Source organism: Salinicola tamaricis (genome assembly GCF_003006155.1).
Classification (GTDB): Bacteria; Pseudomonadota; Gammaproteobacteria; order Pseudomonadales; family Halomonadaceae; genus Salinicola; species Salinicola tamaricis.
In genome coordinates this window covers 108,753-121,463 of sequence record NZ_CP023559.1, presented here as the reverse complement: position 1 = coordinate 121,463, position 12,711 = coordinate 108,753, and the positions used below count along the sequence as shown (strand labels likewise).

Sequence of the window (12,711 nt, the reverse complement as noted above, 5' to 3'; positions counted from 1 at the left end):
TCGGGCTCGCCTTGCCCCGCAGCTCGCTATAGGATCGGCCCTGCAACCGATACCGGCCTCGCAAGGCTCAACTAGCTAAGGTTTCATATGGTGCAGGAAGCTTTCTCGCTCGGCGGCGAGCGTATCGAACCCGGCACCCGGCGACAGGTGGATCTGCCGGCAGCCAAACTCTATACCCATGCGCCTCTGCACATTCCGGTAGAGATCGTCCACGGCCGACAGCCCGGGCCGACCCTGCTGGTGTGTGGGGCGATCCATGGCGATGAGCTCAACGGCGTCGAGATCGTACGCCGGCTGCTCAAACTGCCGGCGCTGTCGCGTCTGCGCGGGACGCTGATCGCGGTCCCCGTGGTCAATGTCTTTGGCTTCGTGCAGCAATCGCGCTATCTGCCCGACCGCCGTGATCTCAATCGCTGTTTCCCAGGCAGCGAGAGCGGTTCACTGGGCTCGCGGATCGCGGCGCTGCTGCGCGAAGAGCTGGTCGACCGCGCCACCCATATCATCGATCTGCATACCGGGGCGATCCACCGCACCAACCTGCCGCAGATCCGTTCCCAGTTGCGCCGCAATGCGGAGACCCAGGCCATGGCCGAGGCCTTCGGCGTGCCGGTGATACTCAATGCCGAACTGCGTGAGGGGAGCCTGCGCGAGTACGCCCAGAACCGTGGCGTACCGGTGCTGACCTACGAAGCAGGGGAGGCGCTGCGTTTCGAGGAGTGGGCGATCGCCCCTGGTGTGCGCGGCATTCGGCGGGTAATGCGGCTGATCGGCATGCTGCCTGCCGAGGGCCGGCGGCGCACGCCGCCGGCGGCCGAGGTCGCCAACGGCTCGAGCTGGGCGCGGGCGCCGATCGACGGCATCCTGCGCCCGCGGGCACGGCTGGGGGCGAGGGTCGCCAAGGGGGAAGTGCTCGGGGTGGTCGCCGACCCTTTCGGCAACGACGAAGCGCAGGTGGTGGCGAGCGCCGACGGTATCGTCATCGGCATGAGCAATCTGCCGCTGGCCAACGAGGGCGAGGCGCTCTTCCACGTGGCACGCTACGAGGAGATCGACGAAGTCGAGAGTGCGGTGGAGAGCTTCCAGTCACGCTTCGACACTCCCGGCGCCTGAGCGTGGCTCAGGCGATTTCAGCCAGGCGTTCTTCGTCGACCAGACCCAGGGCGTCGTCGTAGACTGCGATGCCGGCGCCGTCGCGATGGGCATGCTCGGATAGGTGGCGGCGGAAGCGCCGCCCGCCGGGGCAGCCCTGGAACAGCCCAAGCAGATGGCGAGTGACGTGGTTGAGCCGCGCCCCCTCGGCCAGGCGTTCGACGATATAGGGGCGGAAGGCGCGCGCTGCCGCATGGCGGCTGGTGGCTGGCCCGGGGCGCTGATAGAGCGCCTGATCGACTGACGCCAGCAGCCACGGATTCTGGTACGCCTCGCGGCCGATCATCACGCTGTCGACGCCTGCGTCTAGGTGGGCCTGGCAGCTCTCCAGGCTCTTGATGCCACCGTTGATGCCGATATGCAGCTCCGGATGCTGCGCCTTGAGACGATGCACCCTGGCATAATTGAGCGGCGGGACATCGCGGTTCTCCTTGGGCGAGAGACCCTGTAGCCAGGCCTTGCGGGCGTGGATCACGAAGGTCTCGCAGCCCGCTGCCGCGACCTGCTCGACGAAGCGCTCGAGATCGGCGTCCTCGTCCTGCTCGTCGATGCCGATACGACACTTCACCGTCACCGAATCGAGACCGCCGCGCGCATGGCGGCAACGGCGCGCCCACTCTTTCGGGATGGCCCATCAGGCAGGCGCCGATCAGGTTGTTCTGCACCCGGTCACTGGGGCAGCCGACATTCAGATTGACCTCATCATAGCCCCAGTCCTGGGCAATCTCGGCGCACGCCGCCAGCTCGCCAGGGTCGCTGCCGCCGAGCTGTAGCGCCAGCGGATGCTCGCACTCGCTGTAGCCCAGGAAGCGCTCGCGCGGTGAACCGTGGAGCAGCGCCCCGGTGGTGACCATCTCGGTATAGAGCAGCGTGTGCCGGGTCAGACGCGCGCGAAGGCGCGGTAGTCGCGTGGTCCAATCCATCATGGGCGCCACAGAAAAACGGCGAGCTTGGTCTGCTGGGCTTTGAGTCGGCATATCAGTCACTTGCGTTACGCACTACTGTTTAAATATACACTATCTGATACCATGAAATCCCGCCGATAACTGGGCTCACTGTACCGTATTTGTACCAGGTGCCCTTGATCTCCCTTCGAGCGAGCGAGGTGGTACACCATGGCGTCATTTCAGCGGCGTGGCACGGGGTGGCGCGCCATTGTACGGAAGAAGGGCCACCCTTCACAGAGCAAGACTTTCTCGACGAAGGCACGGGCCCAGGCATGGGCCAAGAAGGTCGAGGGGGAGATCGAGAGCCGGCAGGCCGGGGCGCTTCCGGCACTGACGATAAAGGATGCGTTGCAGCGTCATCTGGCTCACCTCGAGCGCACGTCTTCCCGCGGGCGAAAGAACCAGACCGCGGTCAACAATCTCTGCCGTGGCCTGGACGCCGATGCGCTGGTTGCCCACCTCGAGTACACCGACCTCGCTGAGTATTGTGCGACCCGAATCCATGTCGACGGCGTGAGGCCGGCCACGGTCAAAAGCGACGTCATGTTCCTGTCGGGTGCGGTGACCACGTGTGTCGTCGAGGAAGTCCTGCCGGCGACGATGCAGGTCAAGATGTCGAACTGGCGTAAGGGTTTGCAGCGGTCTGAGTTGATCGGCGACCCCGAGTCTCGAGACCGACGGCCGTCGGCCGAGGAGCTGGCCGAGCTGCTGTCGCACACGCGCCACAACAAGGCGCTCAGGCGTATCGGCTATCACGCGCTGATCCGTTTCGCCATCGACTCATGCATGCGTCTCGACGAGATCTGCTCGCTACAGTGGGCCGACCTGGATGAGGTCGCCGGCACCGTCATCGTGCGACTCAGGAAGCACCCGACGAAGCGCACCGACGAGGTGGTGCCGCTGATGGGGGAGAGCCTGGCGATCATTGGCGCGCAGCCGCGAGATGGCGAGCGGATTTTCCCGTTCAACGCCGACTCGGTATCTAACGGGTTCCGCCGGATCTGCCGATTTCTCGGTATCGAGGATCTTCACTTCCATGACCTGAGACACGAGGGGATCAGCCGCCTGTTCGAGCGCGGCTATCAGATACAGGAAGTGGCAATGGTATCGGGGCACCGTGACTGGAAGAGCCTCAAGCGCTACGTCAATCTGCGCCCGGGAGAGCTGGTGCGGAAGGAGAGGGCGAGGAGCGCCTAGGCGGCGCTGCCTCGCTGGCTGTCGATGTACTTGGCGGCGTCTGCGACGTGCACCATCGGCTGGCGCGCTGTGCGGGTCAGCGCCACCGGGAAGGTGCCCGCGGCGATGCGGTTTCTCGCGGTCTGCAGGCTCACGCCCATGATGTCCCGGCAGAACACGTCGAGCGGGATCAGCGGCTTCTCGTAGCACGCCAGCAGCATGAATTCGGTCTTCATCGGTGGTGTCCCCCACGCGCTTCAACGCTGGAATCGGTTCTGGATCGCGCGCCGGCCGCTCAGGCCGGCGTGCTCCGCGTGTTGGCGTTCTCGGCTTCCAGCCGCCGGCAGCGGGCGTTGAGGTCTTCGCCGATCTCCAGCGCCTCGCGCAGCATGGCGTTGGATGCCTCGAGCTGCAGCTCGAGGCGGTGGGCCTTGCCGGTGGCGTCGGCCAACTGATCGCGCAGCATGGCCACTTCGTCGCACAGCTCCTGGTAGCTCTTGTTCATCGGTCGGCCTCAGTAGTGGTACCGGCCGGGCATCGCCCTGCGCGGTGTCGTGGTCATGTCCGCCGCTTCATGTGCCGGGGTGGTGCGGATCTCGACCACGTCGATCCGGGGCATGAAGCGTGACGCCAGGGCGATGCCGCCCTGGATGGCCACGCCCAGGCCAGCGGCTAGCACCAGCAGAGAGACCACACGGGTCACGCGGTGGATGGCGTTACCGAACATGGCGCCCCCTGGCTTCGCGGATGGATTGGCATTCGATGCAGGTGGTGGCCCAGGGCGCGGCCTCGCGCCGGGCCGCGGGGATCTCCTCGCCGCACCCCTCGCACTCGGGCTCGGCGGCGACGCTCGCCGGCAGCCGGTGGCGGGCGAGCGACTGGTTCAGGTGGCGCTCGATCACGTCGCCGGCGTTGTCTGCTGCGTCAGCCATTGGTCGGGGCCTCCTGCCAGCTCATTACCTCTTGCATCGACAGCGTCCGCGGCGCGGTCTCGATGTCGATGAAGTGCAGGCGCTCGCCGATGTGGATCAGGTAGCCGTCGAACAGCACCGGGGCCTCGGTGATCGCGGGCGTGAGCTGGCGCCGGTTCTCGGGCTTCTTCAGTTCCTCGAGCAGGGCCGCTTTCGCCTCGCCCAGCAGCAGGTTGGCGCCTTGCACTTGGGCTTTTCTCTCGTCGAGGTGGGTCTGGCACTCGGCCACACGTTGGAAGCAGGCTTCCAGGGTCTGGGTGGTCATCTCTCGTCTCCTCACTCGCCCCAGTAGGTCAGTTCTTCGTCCGCCGCGGCTTCCGGCGGTTGCTGGCCGTCGCCAGGGTGCGCGAGGCGGTCGCGCTCGGCGTCGCCCCAGGCGCTCTCCGCGGCCTGGCTGGCGATGTCGTTGGCCACGCCGGTGCGACGGTGGAGCCGTAGCGCGAAGCGGCGGCACCACTCGTCATGTCCCAGCAGGCGCTGGCGTTCGGTATCGCGGGCGGCGCGGTCGATCAGGGTTTCGGTCTGCATGTCGGTCTCCTTCAGATGCTGTCGGGGAAGAACTCGTCCGGCCATGCCGGCGGGGCGATGGGCGTGGGTGCCGCCGGGCGGCGGCGCGGATCATGCGCTGCTCGAGATCGGCGTTTTCCACTTCGGCGCGGGCTTCTTCTCTGGCGCGCCACTCTCGGTAGCGGTCGAGCTGGGCTGCCAGCTCTTCCGGGGTGAGGTCTTTCGGGGTCAGCAGACCCCGCGGGATGAGGCTCTGGCTGTCCCCCGGGGCGGGGGCCGTACAGTTAGTGACACAAGTCCAAGGGGCGGCGGCTGCGCCGCCTCCCGAAAACCCCGCCGCCGGCACGCTTCGGGCGCACGTGCCAGCGGTAGAGGCGCGTCAGGTACTCGGACACGCGGCCCTTGCCGTCGCTGACGGCGAGGCCCTTGGGCACCTGGATCTCATCGCCGTAGCGGCCGCGCTGGATGAACTCGGCGTGCTGCTCGCCGGTGGCGTGGCTGAAGTCGTCTCCGCCCTGGCTGGTACGGAAGGCGGGGATCGACCACGGCTTGATTGGCTGGCGCTTGCGTGGGGTGTTCGGCCCGCCCATCAGGCGCACGAACCGGCACCACTCGCCGGCGTTGGCCGCTGCGCGGATGCGGTGGAAGACCGCCGACGCGCGCGGGTGGGGCTGGGTCGCCGCTTCCCAGCGCTTCACCTGCTCTTCCTGGGCGTCCGTCAGGCGGCGGATCTCGCGCCAGACCGTGACGCTGGGCAGGCCGACGAACTGGAATTGGCGGATGCCCCAGCAGGCCGCCCACGCCTCGATGCGCGGGGCGGCGCTGTTCAGCTCGTGGCCGTAGCGGTCCAGCTCGTCGCCGTCGATGCCGGCGCGGGCGAACTGCTCGCCGTTGATGTTCTTCGAGATGTACTTGGCCACGTAGCCGGCGGCGGTGCCCCGGGTGTCGTCGATGCGCTTGGCATCGAAGCGGGCGGTGGTCTTGCCGAAGCGGTTGAACAGCTCCTCCGGGGCCTCCTCCTCGGCGTAGCCGCGCAGGGTCTCGGTGACGGCCTCGGCGTCTTCGGGCTTCATCCACACCAGCAGGTGCCAGTGCGGGGTGCCGTCGTGGTGCGGTTCCACCACGCGGATGCCGTAGATCGCGCGGTTATCGCGGGCCAGCCGGGCGCGGGCCCTGGCCCATACCTGCTGGATGTGCTGCTGGGCCTGCCGTGGGGTCGAGCCGTCGTAGCGCGGGTTGCGGCGGCAGCGGTAGCGCTCGCGGCCGTGGCGGTCCCTGGTGCGGTTGGCATTGATCGGGTGAAAGCGGCTCGGCGCGGTGAGGGTGTAGAACATGCCGACGTGACCCAGGCGCCGGGCTTCGACCTCGGTATCGCGGATGCGCAGCATCAGCTCGGCGCGGCGGTGGTCCGGGTTGGCCAGCCCCAGCTCGGCCAGCTCGGCGAGGGTGTAGGTCTGGCCCGCCTGATTGATCGCCTCCAGGGTTTCCAGCAGCGTGCGGTTGCGCACCCGCTGGGCGCGGCGGCGTTCCAGGGTCATCTCGCTGCAGTAGATGCCGGCCTGGGCGTGGACCCGGTACGCCTCGCGCTGGACCTGCTCCAGCCGGCGCCCGGCCAGCCGGCGCAGCTTGCGGCGCCAGAACCCGGGGCAGCTCAGCCGCGCCAGTTGCTCGCTGGCCGGCTGTTTCACCGGCGGCGGGGCGATGCCGTGCAGGGTGGCGCGTTTGCGTGCGGCGGCGGCGGCCATCTCGTCGGCCACGGCCAGCGACATGACCGGGGCGCGCTCCCAGCGGAACACCGCCATGAGCGGGATACCGGCCGGCGGCGGGGTGAGCGGGTTGCGCGCCTCGGCGATCTGACGTGCCATGGCGCGGGCCTGGGCCGAGAGCGGTACGCCCCGCGGCTGGCGCACGCGGCGGGGCGGCGGCAGCAGGCCGAGACGCAGCCGGCGGTTGTGCTCGGCGATGCCGCCGATCAGCTTGTTGCGGGCATCTTCCACCGCGCGGGCCTGGGCCTGGGCGTAGTCGACCAGGGCGTCATCGTCGTGGGTGGCGTTGAGACTGCCGATCTTGAGCCGCGACTCCACCTCGCGCAGCCAGTCGCAGCCGGCGCGCAGGCCCTCGATGGTGGTGGGCTGGGCATGACGGCGGGCGATGAAAGCGCGCTTGAGATCGTCGGCGATCACCGGAAAGCGGCGGTAGACGTGCTCCGGCTCGATCAGCCCGGCGCTCTGGCGCGCCAGCCAGCGGTTACCCGCGGCGTTGCCGTAGCGCTCGGCCACGTGCAGAAAGCCGGCGGCGAGATCTTCGGCCAGCGAGGGCAGGCGCTCGAAGATCGCCGCGCGCCAGGGCCGGCAGTCCACCGTGCCCCAGTCGCGGGTACGTTCGATGGCGCTCATTGCGACTCACCGAGGCGCGGTGTCAACGCGGCGATGATGCGGCCATCCATCACATGCACGTAGTTAGCCAGTTGCCGCTGCTCTGCCAGCAGTGCCCTGGCGCCTTTAGCATCGCCCTCCGCTTCTGTCTGTAAGGCCAGTTGCACCATTTGCATGCGGGCCTCCATCAACGATTGGGCGATATGGCGATAAGTGATACGGCTCATTGCGCCCCCGCTTCGATCAGGCTCAGCCAGTGCAGCGCGCTCGCGGTATCGCCTTCGGCCAGCGCCCGGCGGGCGTTGGCGGCCAGCGCCCGGCTGGGGCTTTCGCCCTGCAGGCGCTGGCCCAGGCGCTGGGCGTAACGGCTCATGCGGCCGATGGCGGCGCGGATCGCCTCGCGCCCGGCAGGCGGCATGTCAGCGATACCGCGCAGGGCGTCGCGCGCTTCGAGCCCGGCGCTGGCCGCGAGCGCCTTGCGCTCGGCCAGCTTGAGCCCGGCCCAGAGCTCGGCGAGATCCTCATCGGCGCAGCGGGCGTGCAGCTCGGCGCGTAGCGCACCCCAGCCGGCGCGGGCATCCGGCTCGACCAGGGCAAGGTGGCGGCGTGGCGTGGGCGTGGTGGATTGGGGTGCGGCGGCCATGGGGCGTACCTCGCGAGCGTTGAGGGTTACTGCAGCGGGCGGTGATTGACGGTGCGCAGGGCGCCGCGGTTCCGGGCGCGCTGGCGCTGGGCCAGCAGGTCGCCGACGGTGAACGAGACCGGCGCGCCGCCGGCGGTGCGCAGCACCACCACATCGCGGGTGCTGGCCTCGAGATCGATCCAGGCGACCTGATTGAGCGACTCGAGCGCAGCGCTGGCGTGCAGGGCGGCCAGCTCGGCGGTGGCCTCGCTCATGGCGTGCTCGCTCATCAGGTGGCGGGTGCAATCTTCCAGCGCGGCGGCGCGTTCCAGACCGCGGCAGTGGCGCAGCAAATACGCGGTGGCGGCGTTTTGCGGGTCGAGTTGGGGTGCCCGGCCGGCATGGCGGCCAGCGGGAGCGGTGAGCGTGGTCATGGTCGGTCTCTCTCGACTAGGGAGTGTCTCGGACCTCGCGCAGCATCTGCGCGAGCATCGTGGCCTTGAGCCCGGGGAGGCCGGCAGGTCCACCTCGGGGTTGGGCTGCAGGCTGGGTGTCAGCGTGCAGGTGAATTCGAACGAGAACTTGCCGCGCCAGCCGCAGGCCGGGTTCTGGCACTCGATGGCGCCCTCGCGGTAGAGCCGCGTGACCTGCTGCGAGTAGCGCACCCGCGCATAGCCCCCGCAGTGCGGGCAGACGTTTCTCGCTCGAGCGGCGTCGGTCACCGGTGTCCTCCTTGGATCGGGTAGAGCGCGCGGCCGCGGCCGGTGAGATCGGCGGTACCTGTCCGCATCCGCCGGCGCATCAGGAATTCGGCAGCCTCGTCTCGGCTCGCCAGCCCTTCCTGCAGGCGTACCCGTTCCAGCTCTCGCGCCATCTCTTCATCGATGTCGACGGTGTGATTCGGCATGGGCGCCTCGTTTTGCACGGTGGATGTGGTGCCGGATGCGGTGCTGTGTTCAGCCGGCGCGGGCGGCGATACTGGACTCATCGCTAGCGCGCCCCAGACCCAGCACGGCCTGGGCTTCCTTCATCATCATCTGGCGCATGACCTCCGCCTTGGAGACGCCCAGGTAGTTGGCCATGGCGGTGATGATGTCGGCCTCGTACTGATCGAGGTACACGGTGCAGCGCTGACGAATGCGTTTGGGGTCCTGGTACATGGCAGCGATTCCTTGTGCGAATCAGGAGACGGCTTCGGGGTTGGGGGTGTGTTCCAGGCCGCGCAGCAGGAGCAGGCGCAGGGTGCCGGAGAGCGAGCGCATCTCGCGCTCGGCCATGGCCTCGACCCGGGCGCGCTCTTCCCTGGTCACGATGGTCATCATCGGGCAGTTACAGCCGTGGGGAGATTGGCGGCGGCGGGGCTGGGTCATGTGGTACGCTCCTAAAGTGTTCTAAAGTATTGACTTAGCGATTGCCGGACGGGGATTGGCGCGCATGGCGGGAAGCAAGATCAGCAGTACGGCTGCCCAGGTAAAAGGCATCATCGACTTCATCGAGCACGGCGGCGGTGTCATCGATGCTCAGCGCCGGCTGATCGCGCTCGAGTCTGAAATCGTCACTCTCGAGCAGCGATATCTGACGCTGGAGCAGCGCGCGCTGGCGCTCACCAAGGAAAATGATGAGCTTAAGGAGCGAGTGTCGGAGATGGAGCAGCTTGAAGTTGAACGTGATGGCTACGACGACTATCGCCTTCCGAGCGGGCTTGGGTCATGGCCGCTCGCCGGCCCGGAGAGCAGGAGCTTGGCGAGCCCGGCATGTACCTGTGTCGCCGCTGCTTTACACGACGCAAGTACGAAGTACTGCAGCCGGTCAACCATGGGCGCTCCCTTGAGTGTCATGAGTGCCGCTCCGTCATCGAGATGGGCCCGAGGCATAGCAACGAGCTGGATATCAACCGCTGGGACTGACTTCCTTGGCGGCTTAAAGACTGTGAAACGAACAGTAATCGCCAAAATGGCATTTATCAACACATTGGCGATTGCAATTAACTATTAGGCGGCAGCGATGATCGACAAAAAGGCAATCGCTGAAGGCGTCCTTGAACGGATGAAGTCTGTCTTGGAGCTGTCTTCTGATAAGGAAATTGCCGCTTATTTCGGGATTTCGCCGACATCTGTCCACAATTGGCGTCGTCGTGGAAGCGTCCCCTACGACGAATGTGTCAGATTGGCGATTGCCAAAAAGATCAGCCTTGGGTGGCTGGTGCTGGGTGATGGCGATGTGGCCGATACGTCTCTGGCAGTAAACGAGCCTGCTGGGCTTTACCTCTCTGACTCACCGCCCGAGACAAAGTCGGTGCCTCTCTACGACGTCGAGGGCGCCGCGGGCGCGGGACGCTCGCTGGAGCATGAGACGGTAGTCGGCCACTTCCCGATGACCGCCGAGCTGATCGCCCAGCTTGGCCTGACCGACGCTCGGCTTGCCGGGATCCGGGTGCGGGGTGATTCCATGGAGCCGACGCTGTTCGATGGCGACTGGACGTTTATCAACCTGAACGACACCAACTGGTCGCTCGGTGGGGTGTTCCTGGTGTGGGTCAGCGGTGAGTTGCGCATCAAGCGCGTGCAGCGGCTCTCGGGCGGGGCGATGTACCTGATCAGCGATAACACGCACTACGAGAAAGAGATGATCCCCCGCAGCCAGATGCAGGAGGTCGCGATCATCGGCCGCGTGAAGACGCGGCTGGGGGGGATTGCTTGAGGGAGTGGTGTGTGGGATTGAATATCGTTATGACTAAAGCGAGGCGTCTGACTCGTTGAAGTGCGTGCTGTGATGGGCCGCAATTTTGCTGATGATTATGGACTGATCAATCCTGCCGAGCTCGGCTCGGCGAATATTCTTGAGTGGCATTGAAGATGGTAACAATCCAATGAGCACCCTTTTGACTATCGATAGCCATAAGCTGGATATTAGAGTTGATAAGCTTTGTCTCACTGGTTTCAGGTGTTACAAAGAGGCTGTAATAGAATTTGAAAAAGACCTGACTGTTTTGGTCGCACCTAATGGTGTTGGTAAGAGCTCTATACTTGATGCTTTGGCAATTGCTTTTGGGGCTATGTTAACTCGTTTGCCAAAGATTAAAGGGACTGCGCCGCTAGATACCGATATTAAAGTTGATGCGGATGGGCGAAGGGCGCCATACATGCGTATCAGTACTTCGCTGCTCAATGGTATTACATGGGATCGCGCTGAAAGGGGTAGCGAGCGGAACTTTAAAGCAGCAGATCTTCCTGGCTTTCGCGGGTTGTCAGAAGTTAACAGATTGGCTGATGATATATTTAGTGGCGGAGGATCGTTTAAGTTTTCCCCTGCCCGTTTTGGCCTATTACGGTACCGGGCGTGGTGTTTTCGAAAACCCGATGCGTAGACGCAATTTTAAGAAAATGTTTCCGCGGCTGGATGGGTATGATGAATGTCTAGCGTCCAAGGTAGACTTCCGTTCGTTCTTTCAGTGGTTCCATTACATGGAGAACCTGGAGAACCGGAAAATTGTTGAGTTCAAGGATTTTGATTATCAGTTGCCGGTTTTGGCAGCTGTTAGAGAGGCTATGGAGGGCGTGCTGCCAGGTTTGCGCAATCCAAGGACTGCATTGGCCCCCTTGCGTTTCCTGATGGATTACGATTCTCCCCGCGGGACTATAGAACAACGCATCGAACAGTTAAGTGACGGTTATAGAATATCATCGCCATGGTGATGGATATGGCTGCCAAAATGGCTGAGTTGAATCCCGACTCTCCTCGCATCCTTGAGACATCGGGGGTGGTCATGATCGATGAAATCGATCTTCATCTACATCCGAGCTGGCAGCAAAAGATCCTTCATGATCTAAGAAAAACATTTCCCAATGTTCAGTTCATCGTTACCACGCATAGTCCGCAGGTGCTTACGTCAGTCGATGCGAGATCGATCCGTATTGTAGGTGAAGATTCGATTGAGTCTCCCAGCGTAAATACTTTGGGAGAGAAAAGTGGGGCGGTATTGTCCTCTATATTTTCTGTGTCTGAGTGGCCTCCTGAAGAGGTTGCAGATAATCTGAGGCTCTTGAATGAATACAGGACTCTGGTGTCTTCAGGCGCTTACGATACTCAAGAAGCGTTAAAGCTACGTGCGGCTCTAGACGAAGTCTACGGACATTCGCATGAGGAGTTGGTCAGGTGTGATCTTTATCAAAAAAGGCTGAAGTTTTTGAAGGAAAAGAAAAAAGGTGAAATGTGAGACCTCTAAATAGATCAGATGAGCCTCTTAATTGTAATGGTGGTGGGTTGTTTTCCGATCTTGAGAATTCGCTTGGTAGAAAAGTAAGGAGTTCAGATTGGAATGTTAAGGTGACCGCAGGAATCAAGAGGGTAGCCAAACAAGGCATGCTCTCGGATCAACATGGTCTTTGCTGTTATTGCGAGGAGAGTTTAAACATTGACAATTCTCACGTGGAACATCTAGTTCCAAGAAATCATGCGCCAGAATTAACTTTAGATTGGGGTAATTTGGCTGCGTGTTGCCAGAACAACAGCCGTTGCGGACATAAAAGAGGGTCTTTTCATCCCGTAGTTAATCCTTATTCAGACGACTGTATTTCGTGGTTTGAGTGTGATTTTCGTGGGCGTTTGTCTGTTTCCGAAAATATACCGGACGAACACAGAAAGCTGGCTTCGGATTCTCGGCAGATGCTTGGGTTGGATTCTTGTCCAGATCTAATAAGAAGGCGGGAGCGGGTAATATTATATGTTTTAAGGACGTGGGGTGAGTTTTTTGATGATGCCGCTCAAGATGAAGGTCTGTTCGAAATGATGCTGTACGAAATGTTTTTAGAGCACGGTTTGCCTTTCCGCACTTCAATTTTGAGTGCATTGCATTTGCCCTATCACCTGCTCCAGCACGAAATACGATTTTGAGATCTTTGCCTTTTGGCCTTCTCCTCTGAATGATTTATTGGCGACATACATTGCTAAATGTGGATGAGAGC

Annotated in this window: 21 protein-coding genes and 1 pseudogene; 8 read left to right on the top strand and 14 right to left on the bottom strand. The window is 63.4% G+C overall.

Annotated elements, in window-relative coordinates:
• The first annotated feature begins 87 nt into the window (after positions 1-87).
• Positions 88-1,110 carry a succinylglutamate desuccinylase/aspartoacylase family protein gene (locus CN538_RS00605; protein WP_106418210.1) on the top strand — a complete coding sequence of 341 codons (1,023 nt, stop codon included), beginning with the start codon at positions 88-90 and terminating at the stop codon, positions 1,108-1,110.
• 7 nt (positions 1,111-1,117) lie between these two features.
• Here CN538_RS00605 and dusA read toward each other — a convergent pair.
• Positions 1,118-2,126: pseudogene (gene dusA / locus CN538_RS00600) on the bottom strand (tRNA dihydrouridine(20/20a) synthase DusA).
• 138 nt (positions 2,127-2,264) lie between these two features.
• Here dusA and CN538_RS00595 point away from each other — a divergent pair.
• The gene (locus CN538_RS00595) at positions 2,265-3,293 is read left to right on the top strand and encodes a site-specific integrase (protein WP_106418209.1); all 1,029 of its coding nucleotides are present in this window, start codon (positions 2,265-2,267) and stop codon (positions 3,291-3,293) included.
• Here the strand turns inward: CN538_RS00595 and CN538_RS00590 are convergent.
• The 13 genes from CN538_RS00590 to CN538_RS19665 form a co-directional block, all read right to left on the bottom strand.
• A complete protein-coding gene (locus tag CN538_RS00590; protein WP_106418208.1) occupies positions 3,290-3,508 on the bottom strand; it encodes a pyocin activator PrtN family protein in 219 nt (72 codons plus the stop codon). The two genes, CN538_RS00595 and CN538_RS00590, sit on opposite strands and share 4 nt — an antisense overlap.
• Before the next feature lie 59 nt (positions 3,509-3,567).
• On the bottom strand, positions 3,568-3,777 hold the full coding sequence (locus CN538_RS00585; protein WP_106418207.1) for a hypothetical protein: 210 nt from the start codon (positions 3,775-3,777) through the stop codon (positions 3,568-3,570).
• A gap of 9 nt (positions 3,778-3,786) precedes the next feature.
• Positions 3,787-3,999: a hypothetical protein gene (locus CN538_RS00580; RefSeq protein ID WP_106418206.1), complete on the bottom strand. Its 213-nt coding sequence runs from the start codon at positions 3,997-3,999 to the stop codon at positions 3,787-3,789.
• Positions 3,989-4,204, bottom strand: coding sequence for a TraR/DksA C4-type zinc finger protein (locus CN538_RS00575; RefSeq protein ID WP_106418205.1), 216 nt, complete (start codon positions 4,202-4,204; stop codon positions 3,989-3,991). The genes CN538_RS00580 and CN538_RS00575 overlap by 11 nt, the downstream gene beginning before the upstream one ends.
• Positions 4,197-4,508: a hypothetical protein gene (locus tag CN538_RS00570; protein ID WP_106418204.1), complete on the bottom strand. Its 312-nt coding sequence runs from the start codon at positions 4,506-4,508 to the stop codon at positions 4,197-4,199. The genes CN538_RS00575 and CN538_RS00570 overlap by 8 nt, the downstream gene beginning before the upstream one ends.
• A gap of 11 nt (positions 4,509-4,519) precedes the next feature.
• Positions 4,520-4,771 carry a hypothetical protein gene (locus CN538_RS00565; RefSeq protein WP_106418203.1) on the bottom strand — a complete coding sequence of 84 codons (252 nt, stop codon included), beginning with the start codon at positions 4,769-4,771 and terminating at the stop codon, positions 4,520-4,522.
• A 263-nt stretch (positions 4,772-5,034) separates the two neighbouring features.
• On the bottom strand, positions 5,035-7,146 hold the full coding sequence (locus CN538_RS00560; protein WP_106418202.1) for a replication endonuclease: 2,112 nt from the start codon (positions 7,144-7,146) through the stop codon (positions 5,035-5,037).
• The gene (locus CN538_RS00555) at positions 7,143-7,352 is read right to left on the bottom strand and encodes a hypothetical protein (RefSeq protein ID WP_106418201.1); all 210 of its coding nucleotides are present in this window, start codon (positions 7,350-7,352) and stop codon (positions 7,143-7,145) included. The genes CN538_RS00560 and CN538_RS00555 overlap by 4 nt, the downstream gene beginning before the upstream one ends.
• Positions 7,349-7,768, bottom strand: coding sequence for a hypothetical protein (locus tag CN538_RS00550; protein WP_106418200.1), 420 nt, complete (start codon positions 7,766-7,768; stop codon positions 7,349-7,351). The genes CN538_RS00555 and CN538_RS00550 overlap by 4 nt, the downstream gene beginning before the upstream one ends.
• Before the next feature lie 26 nt (positions 7,769-7,794).
• Positions 7,795-8,469 carry an ogr/Delta-like zinc finger family protein gene (locus CN538_RS00545; protein ID WP_106418199.1) on the bottom strand — a complete coding sequence of 225 codons (675 nt, stop codon included), beginning with the start codon at positions 8,467-8,469 and terminating at the stop codon, positions 7,795-7,797.
• The gene (locus CN538_RS00540) at positions 8,466-8,654 is read right to left on the bottom strand and encodes a hypothetical protein (protein WP_106418198.1); all 189 of its coding nucleotides are present in this window, start codon (positions 8,652-8,654) and stop codon (positions 8,466-8,468) included. Before CN538_RS00540 ends, CN538_RS00545 begins: the two co-directional genes overlap by 4 nt.
• Positions 8,655-8,703: 49 nt before the next feature.
• Positions 8,704-8,907 (bottom strand): hypothetical protein, encoded by a 204-nt coding sequence (locus tag CN538_RS00535; RefSeq protein ID WP_106418197.1) that lies wholly within the window; start codon positions 8,905-8,907, stop codon positions 8,704-8,706.
• 21 nt (positions 8,908-8,928) lie between these two features.
• The gene (locus CN538_RS19665) at positions 8,929-9,117 is read right to left on the bottom strand and encodes a hypothetical protein (RefSeq protein ID WP_129591259.1); all 189 of its coding nucleotides are present in this window, start codon (positions 9,115-9,117) and stop codon (positions 8,929-8,931) included.
• A gap of 64 nt (positions 9,118-9,181) precedes the next feature.
• Between CN538_RS19665 and CN538_RS00530 the strand changes: the two genes are divergently transcribed.
• From CN538_RS00530 to CN538_RS00510, 6 genes are all read left to right on the top strand, one after another.
• Positions 9,182-9,742, top strand: a complete 561-nt coding sequence (locus CN538_RS00530; RefSeq protein WP_106418196.1) for a bZIP transcription factor — start codon at positions 9,182-9,184, stop codon at positions 9,740-9,742.
• A gap of 9 nt (positions 9,743-9,751) precedes the next feature.
• Positions 9,752-10,447 carry a LexA family transcriptional regulator gene (locus CN538_RS00525; protein WP_106418195.1) on the top strand — a complete coding sequence of 232 codons (696 nt, stop codon included), beginning with the start codon at positions 9,752-9,754 and terminating at the stop codon, positions 10,445-10,447.
• 139 nt (positions 10,448-10,586) lie between these two features.
• Positions 10,587-11,114: an ATP-binding protein gene (locus CN538_RS00520; protein ID WP_129591258.1), complete on the top strand. Its 528-nt coding sequence runs from the start codon at positions 10,587-10,589 to the stop codon at positions 11,112-11,114.
• Between the two features lie 97 nt (positions 11,115-11,211).
• Entirely contained in the window at positions 11,212-11,442 is a 231-nt protein-coding gene (locus CN538_RS19660) for a hypothetical protein (protein WP_164999457.1), read from the top strand.
• Positions 11,436-11,963 carry an AAA family ATPase gene (locus CN538_RS00515; RefSeq protein ID WP_106418193.1) on the top strand — a complete coding sequence of 176 codons (528 nt, stop codon included), beginning with the start codon at positions 11,436-11,438 and terminating at the stop codon, positions 11,961-11,963. The genes CN538_RS19660 and CN538_RS00515 overlap by 7 nt, the downstream gene beginning before the upstream one ends.
• Before the next feature lie 110 nt (positions 11,964-12,073).
• Positions 12,074-12,640 carry a retron system putative HNH endonuclease gene (locus CN538_RS00510; protein WP_106418192.1) on the top strand — a complete coding sequence of 189 codons (567 nt, stop codon included), beginning with the start codon at positions 12,074-12,076 and terminating at the stop codon, positions 12,638-12,640.
• The last annotated feature ends 71 nt before the right edge of the window (positions 12,641-12,711 follow it).

What these genes read in the sequence shown, in the direction of transcription:
- CN538_RS00535 (WP_106418197.1), bottom strand. Translation starts at nt 8,907, where the DNA reads ATGTACCAGGACCCCAAACGCATTCGTCAGCGCTGCACCGTGTACCTC.
- CN538_RS00525 (WP_106418195.1), top strand. Translation starts at nt 9,752, where the DNA reads ATGATCGACAAAAAGGCAATCGCTGAAGGCGTCCTTGAACGGATGAAG.
- CN538_RS19665 (WP_129591259.1), bottom strand. Translation starts at nt 9,117, where the DNA reads ATGACCCAGCCCCGCCGCCGCCAATCTCCCCACGGCTGTAACTGCCCG.
- CN538_RS00595 (WP_106418209.1), top strand. Translation starts at nt 2,265, where the DNA reads ATGGCGTCATTTCAGCGGCGTGGCACGGGGTGGCGCGCCATTGTACGG.
- CN538_RS00555 (WP_106418201.1), bottom strand. Translation starts at nt 7,352, where the DNA reads ATGAGCCGTATCACTTATCGCCATATCGCCCAATCGTTGATGGAGGCC.
- CN538_RS00605 (WP_106418210.1), top strand. Translation starts at nt 88, where the DNA reads ATGGTGCAGGAAGCTTTCTCGCTCGGCGGCGAGCGTATCGAACCCGGC.
- CN538_RS19660 (WP_164999457.1), top strand. Translation starts at nt 11,212, where the DNA reads ATGGAGAACCTGGAGAACCGGAAAATTGTTGAGTTCAAGGATTTTGAT.
- CN538_RS00580 (WP_106418206.1), bottom strand. Translation starts at nt 3,999, where the DNA reads ATGTTCGGTAACGCCATCCACCGCGTGACCCGTGTGGTCTCTCTGCTG.
- CN538_RS00590 (WP_106418208.1), bottom strand. Translation starts at nt 3,508, where the DNA reads ATGAAGACCGAATTCATGCTGCTGGCGTGCTACGAGAAGCCGCTGATC.
- CN538_RS00565 (WP_106418203.1), bottom strand. Translation starts at nt 4,771, where the DNA reads ATGCAGACCGAAACCCTGATCGACCGCGCCGCCCGCGATACCGAACGC.
- CN538_RS00515 (WP_106418193.1), top strand. Translation starts at nt 11,436, where the DNA reads ATGGTGATGGATATGGCTGCCAAAATGGCTGAGTTGAATCCCGACTCT.
- CN538_RS00560 (WP_106418202.1), bottom strand. Translation starts at nt 7,146, where the DNA reads ATGAGCGCCATCGAACGTACCCGCGACTGGGGCACGGTGGACTGCCGG.
- CN538_RS00570 (WP_106418204.1), bottom strand. Translation starts at nt 4,508, where the DNA reads ATGACCACCCAGACCCTGGAAGCCTGCTTCCAACGTGTGGCCGAGTGC.
- CN538_RS00540 (WP_106418198.1), bottom strand. Translation starts at nt 8,654, where the DNA reads ATGCCGAATCACACCGTCGACATCGATGAAGAGATGGCGCGAGAGCTG.
- CN538_RS00550 (WP_106418200.1), bottom strand. Translation starts at nt 7,768, where the DNA reads ATGGCCGCCGCACCCCAATCCACCACGCCCACGCCACGCCGCCACCTT.
- CN538_RS00530 (WP_106418196.1), top strand. Translation starts at nt 9,182, where the DNA reads ATGGCGGGAAGCAAGATCAGCAGTACGGCTGCCCAGGTAAAAGGCATC.
- CN538_RS00575 (WP_106418205.1), bottom strand. Translation starts at nt 4,204, where the DNA reads ATGGCTGACGCAGCAGACAACGCCGGCGACGTGATCGAGCGCCACCTG.
- CN538_RS00585 (WP_106418207.1), bottom strand. Translation starts at nt 3,777, where the DNA reads ATGAACAAGAGCTACCAGGAGCTGTGCGACGAAGTGGCCATGCTGCGC.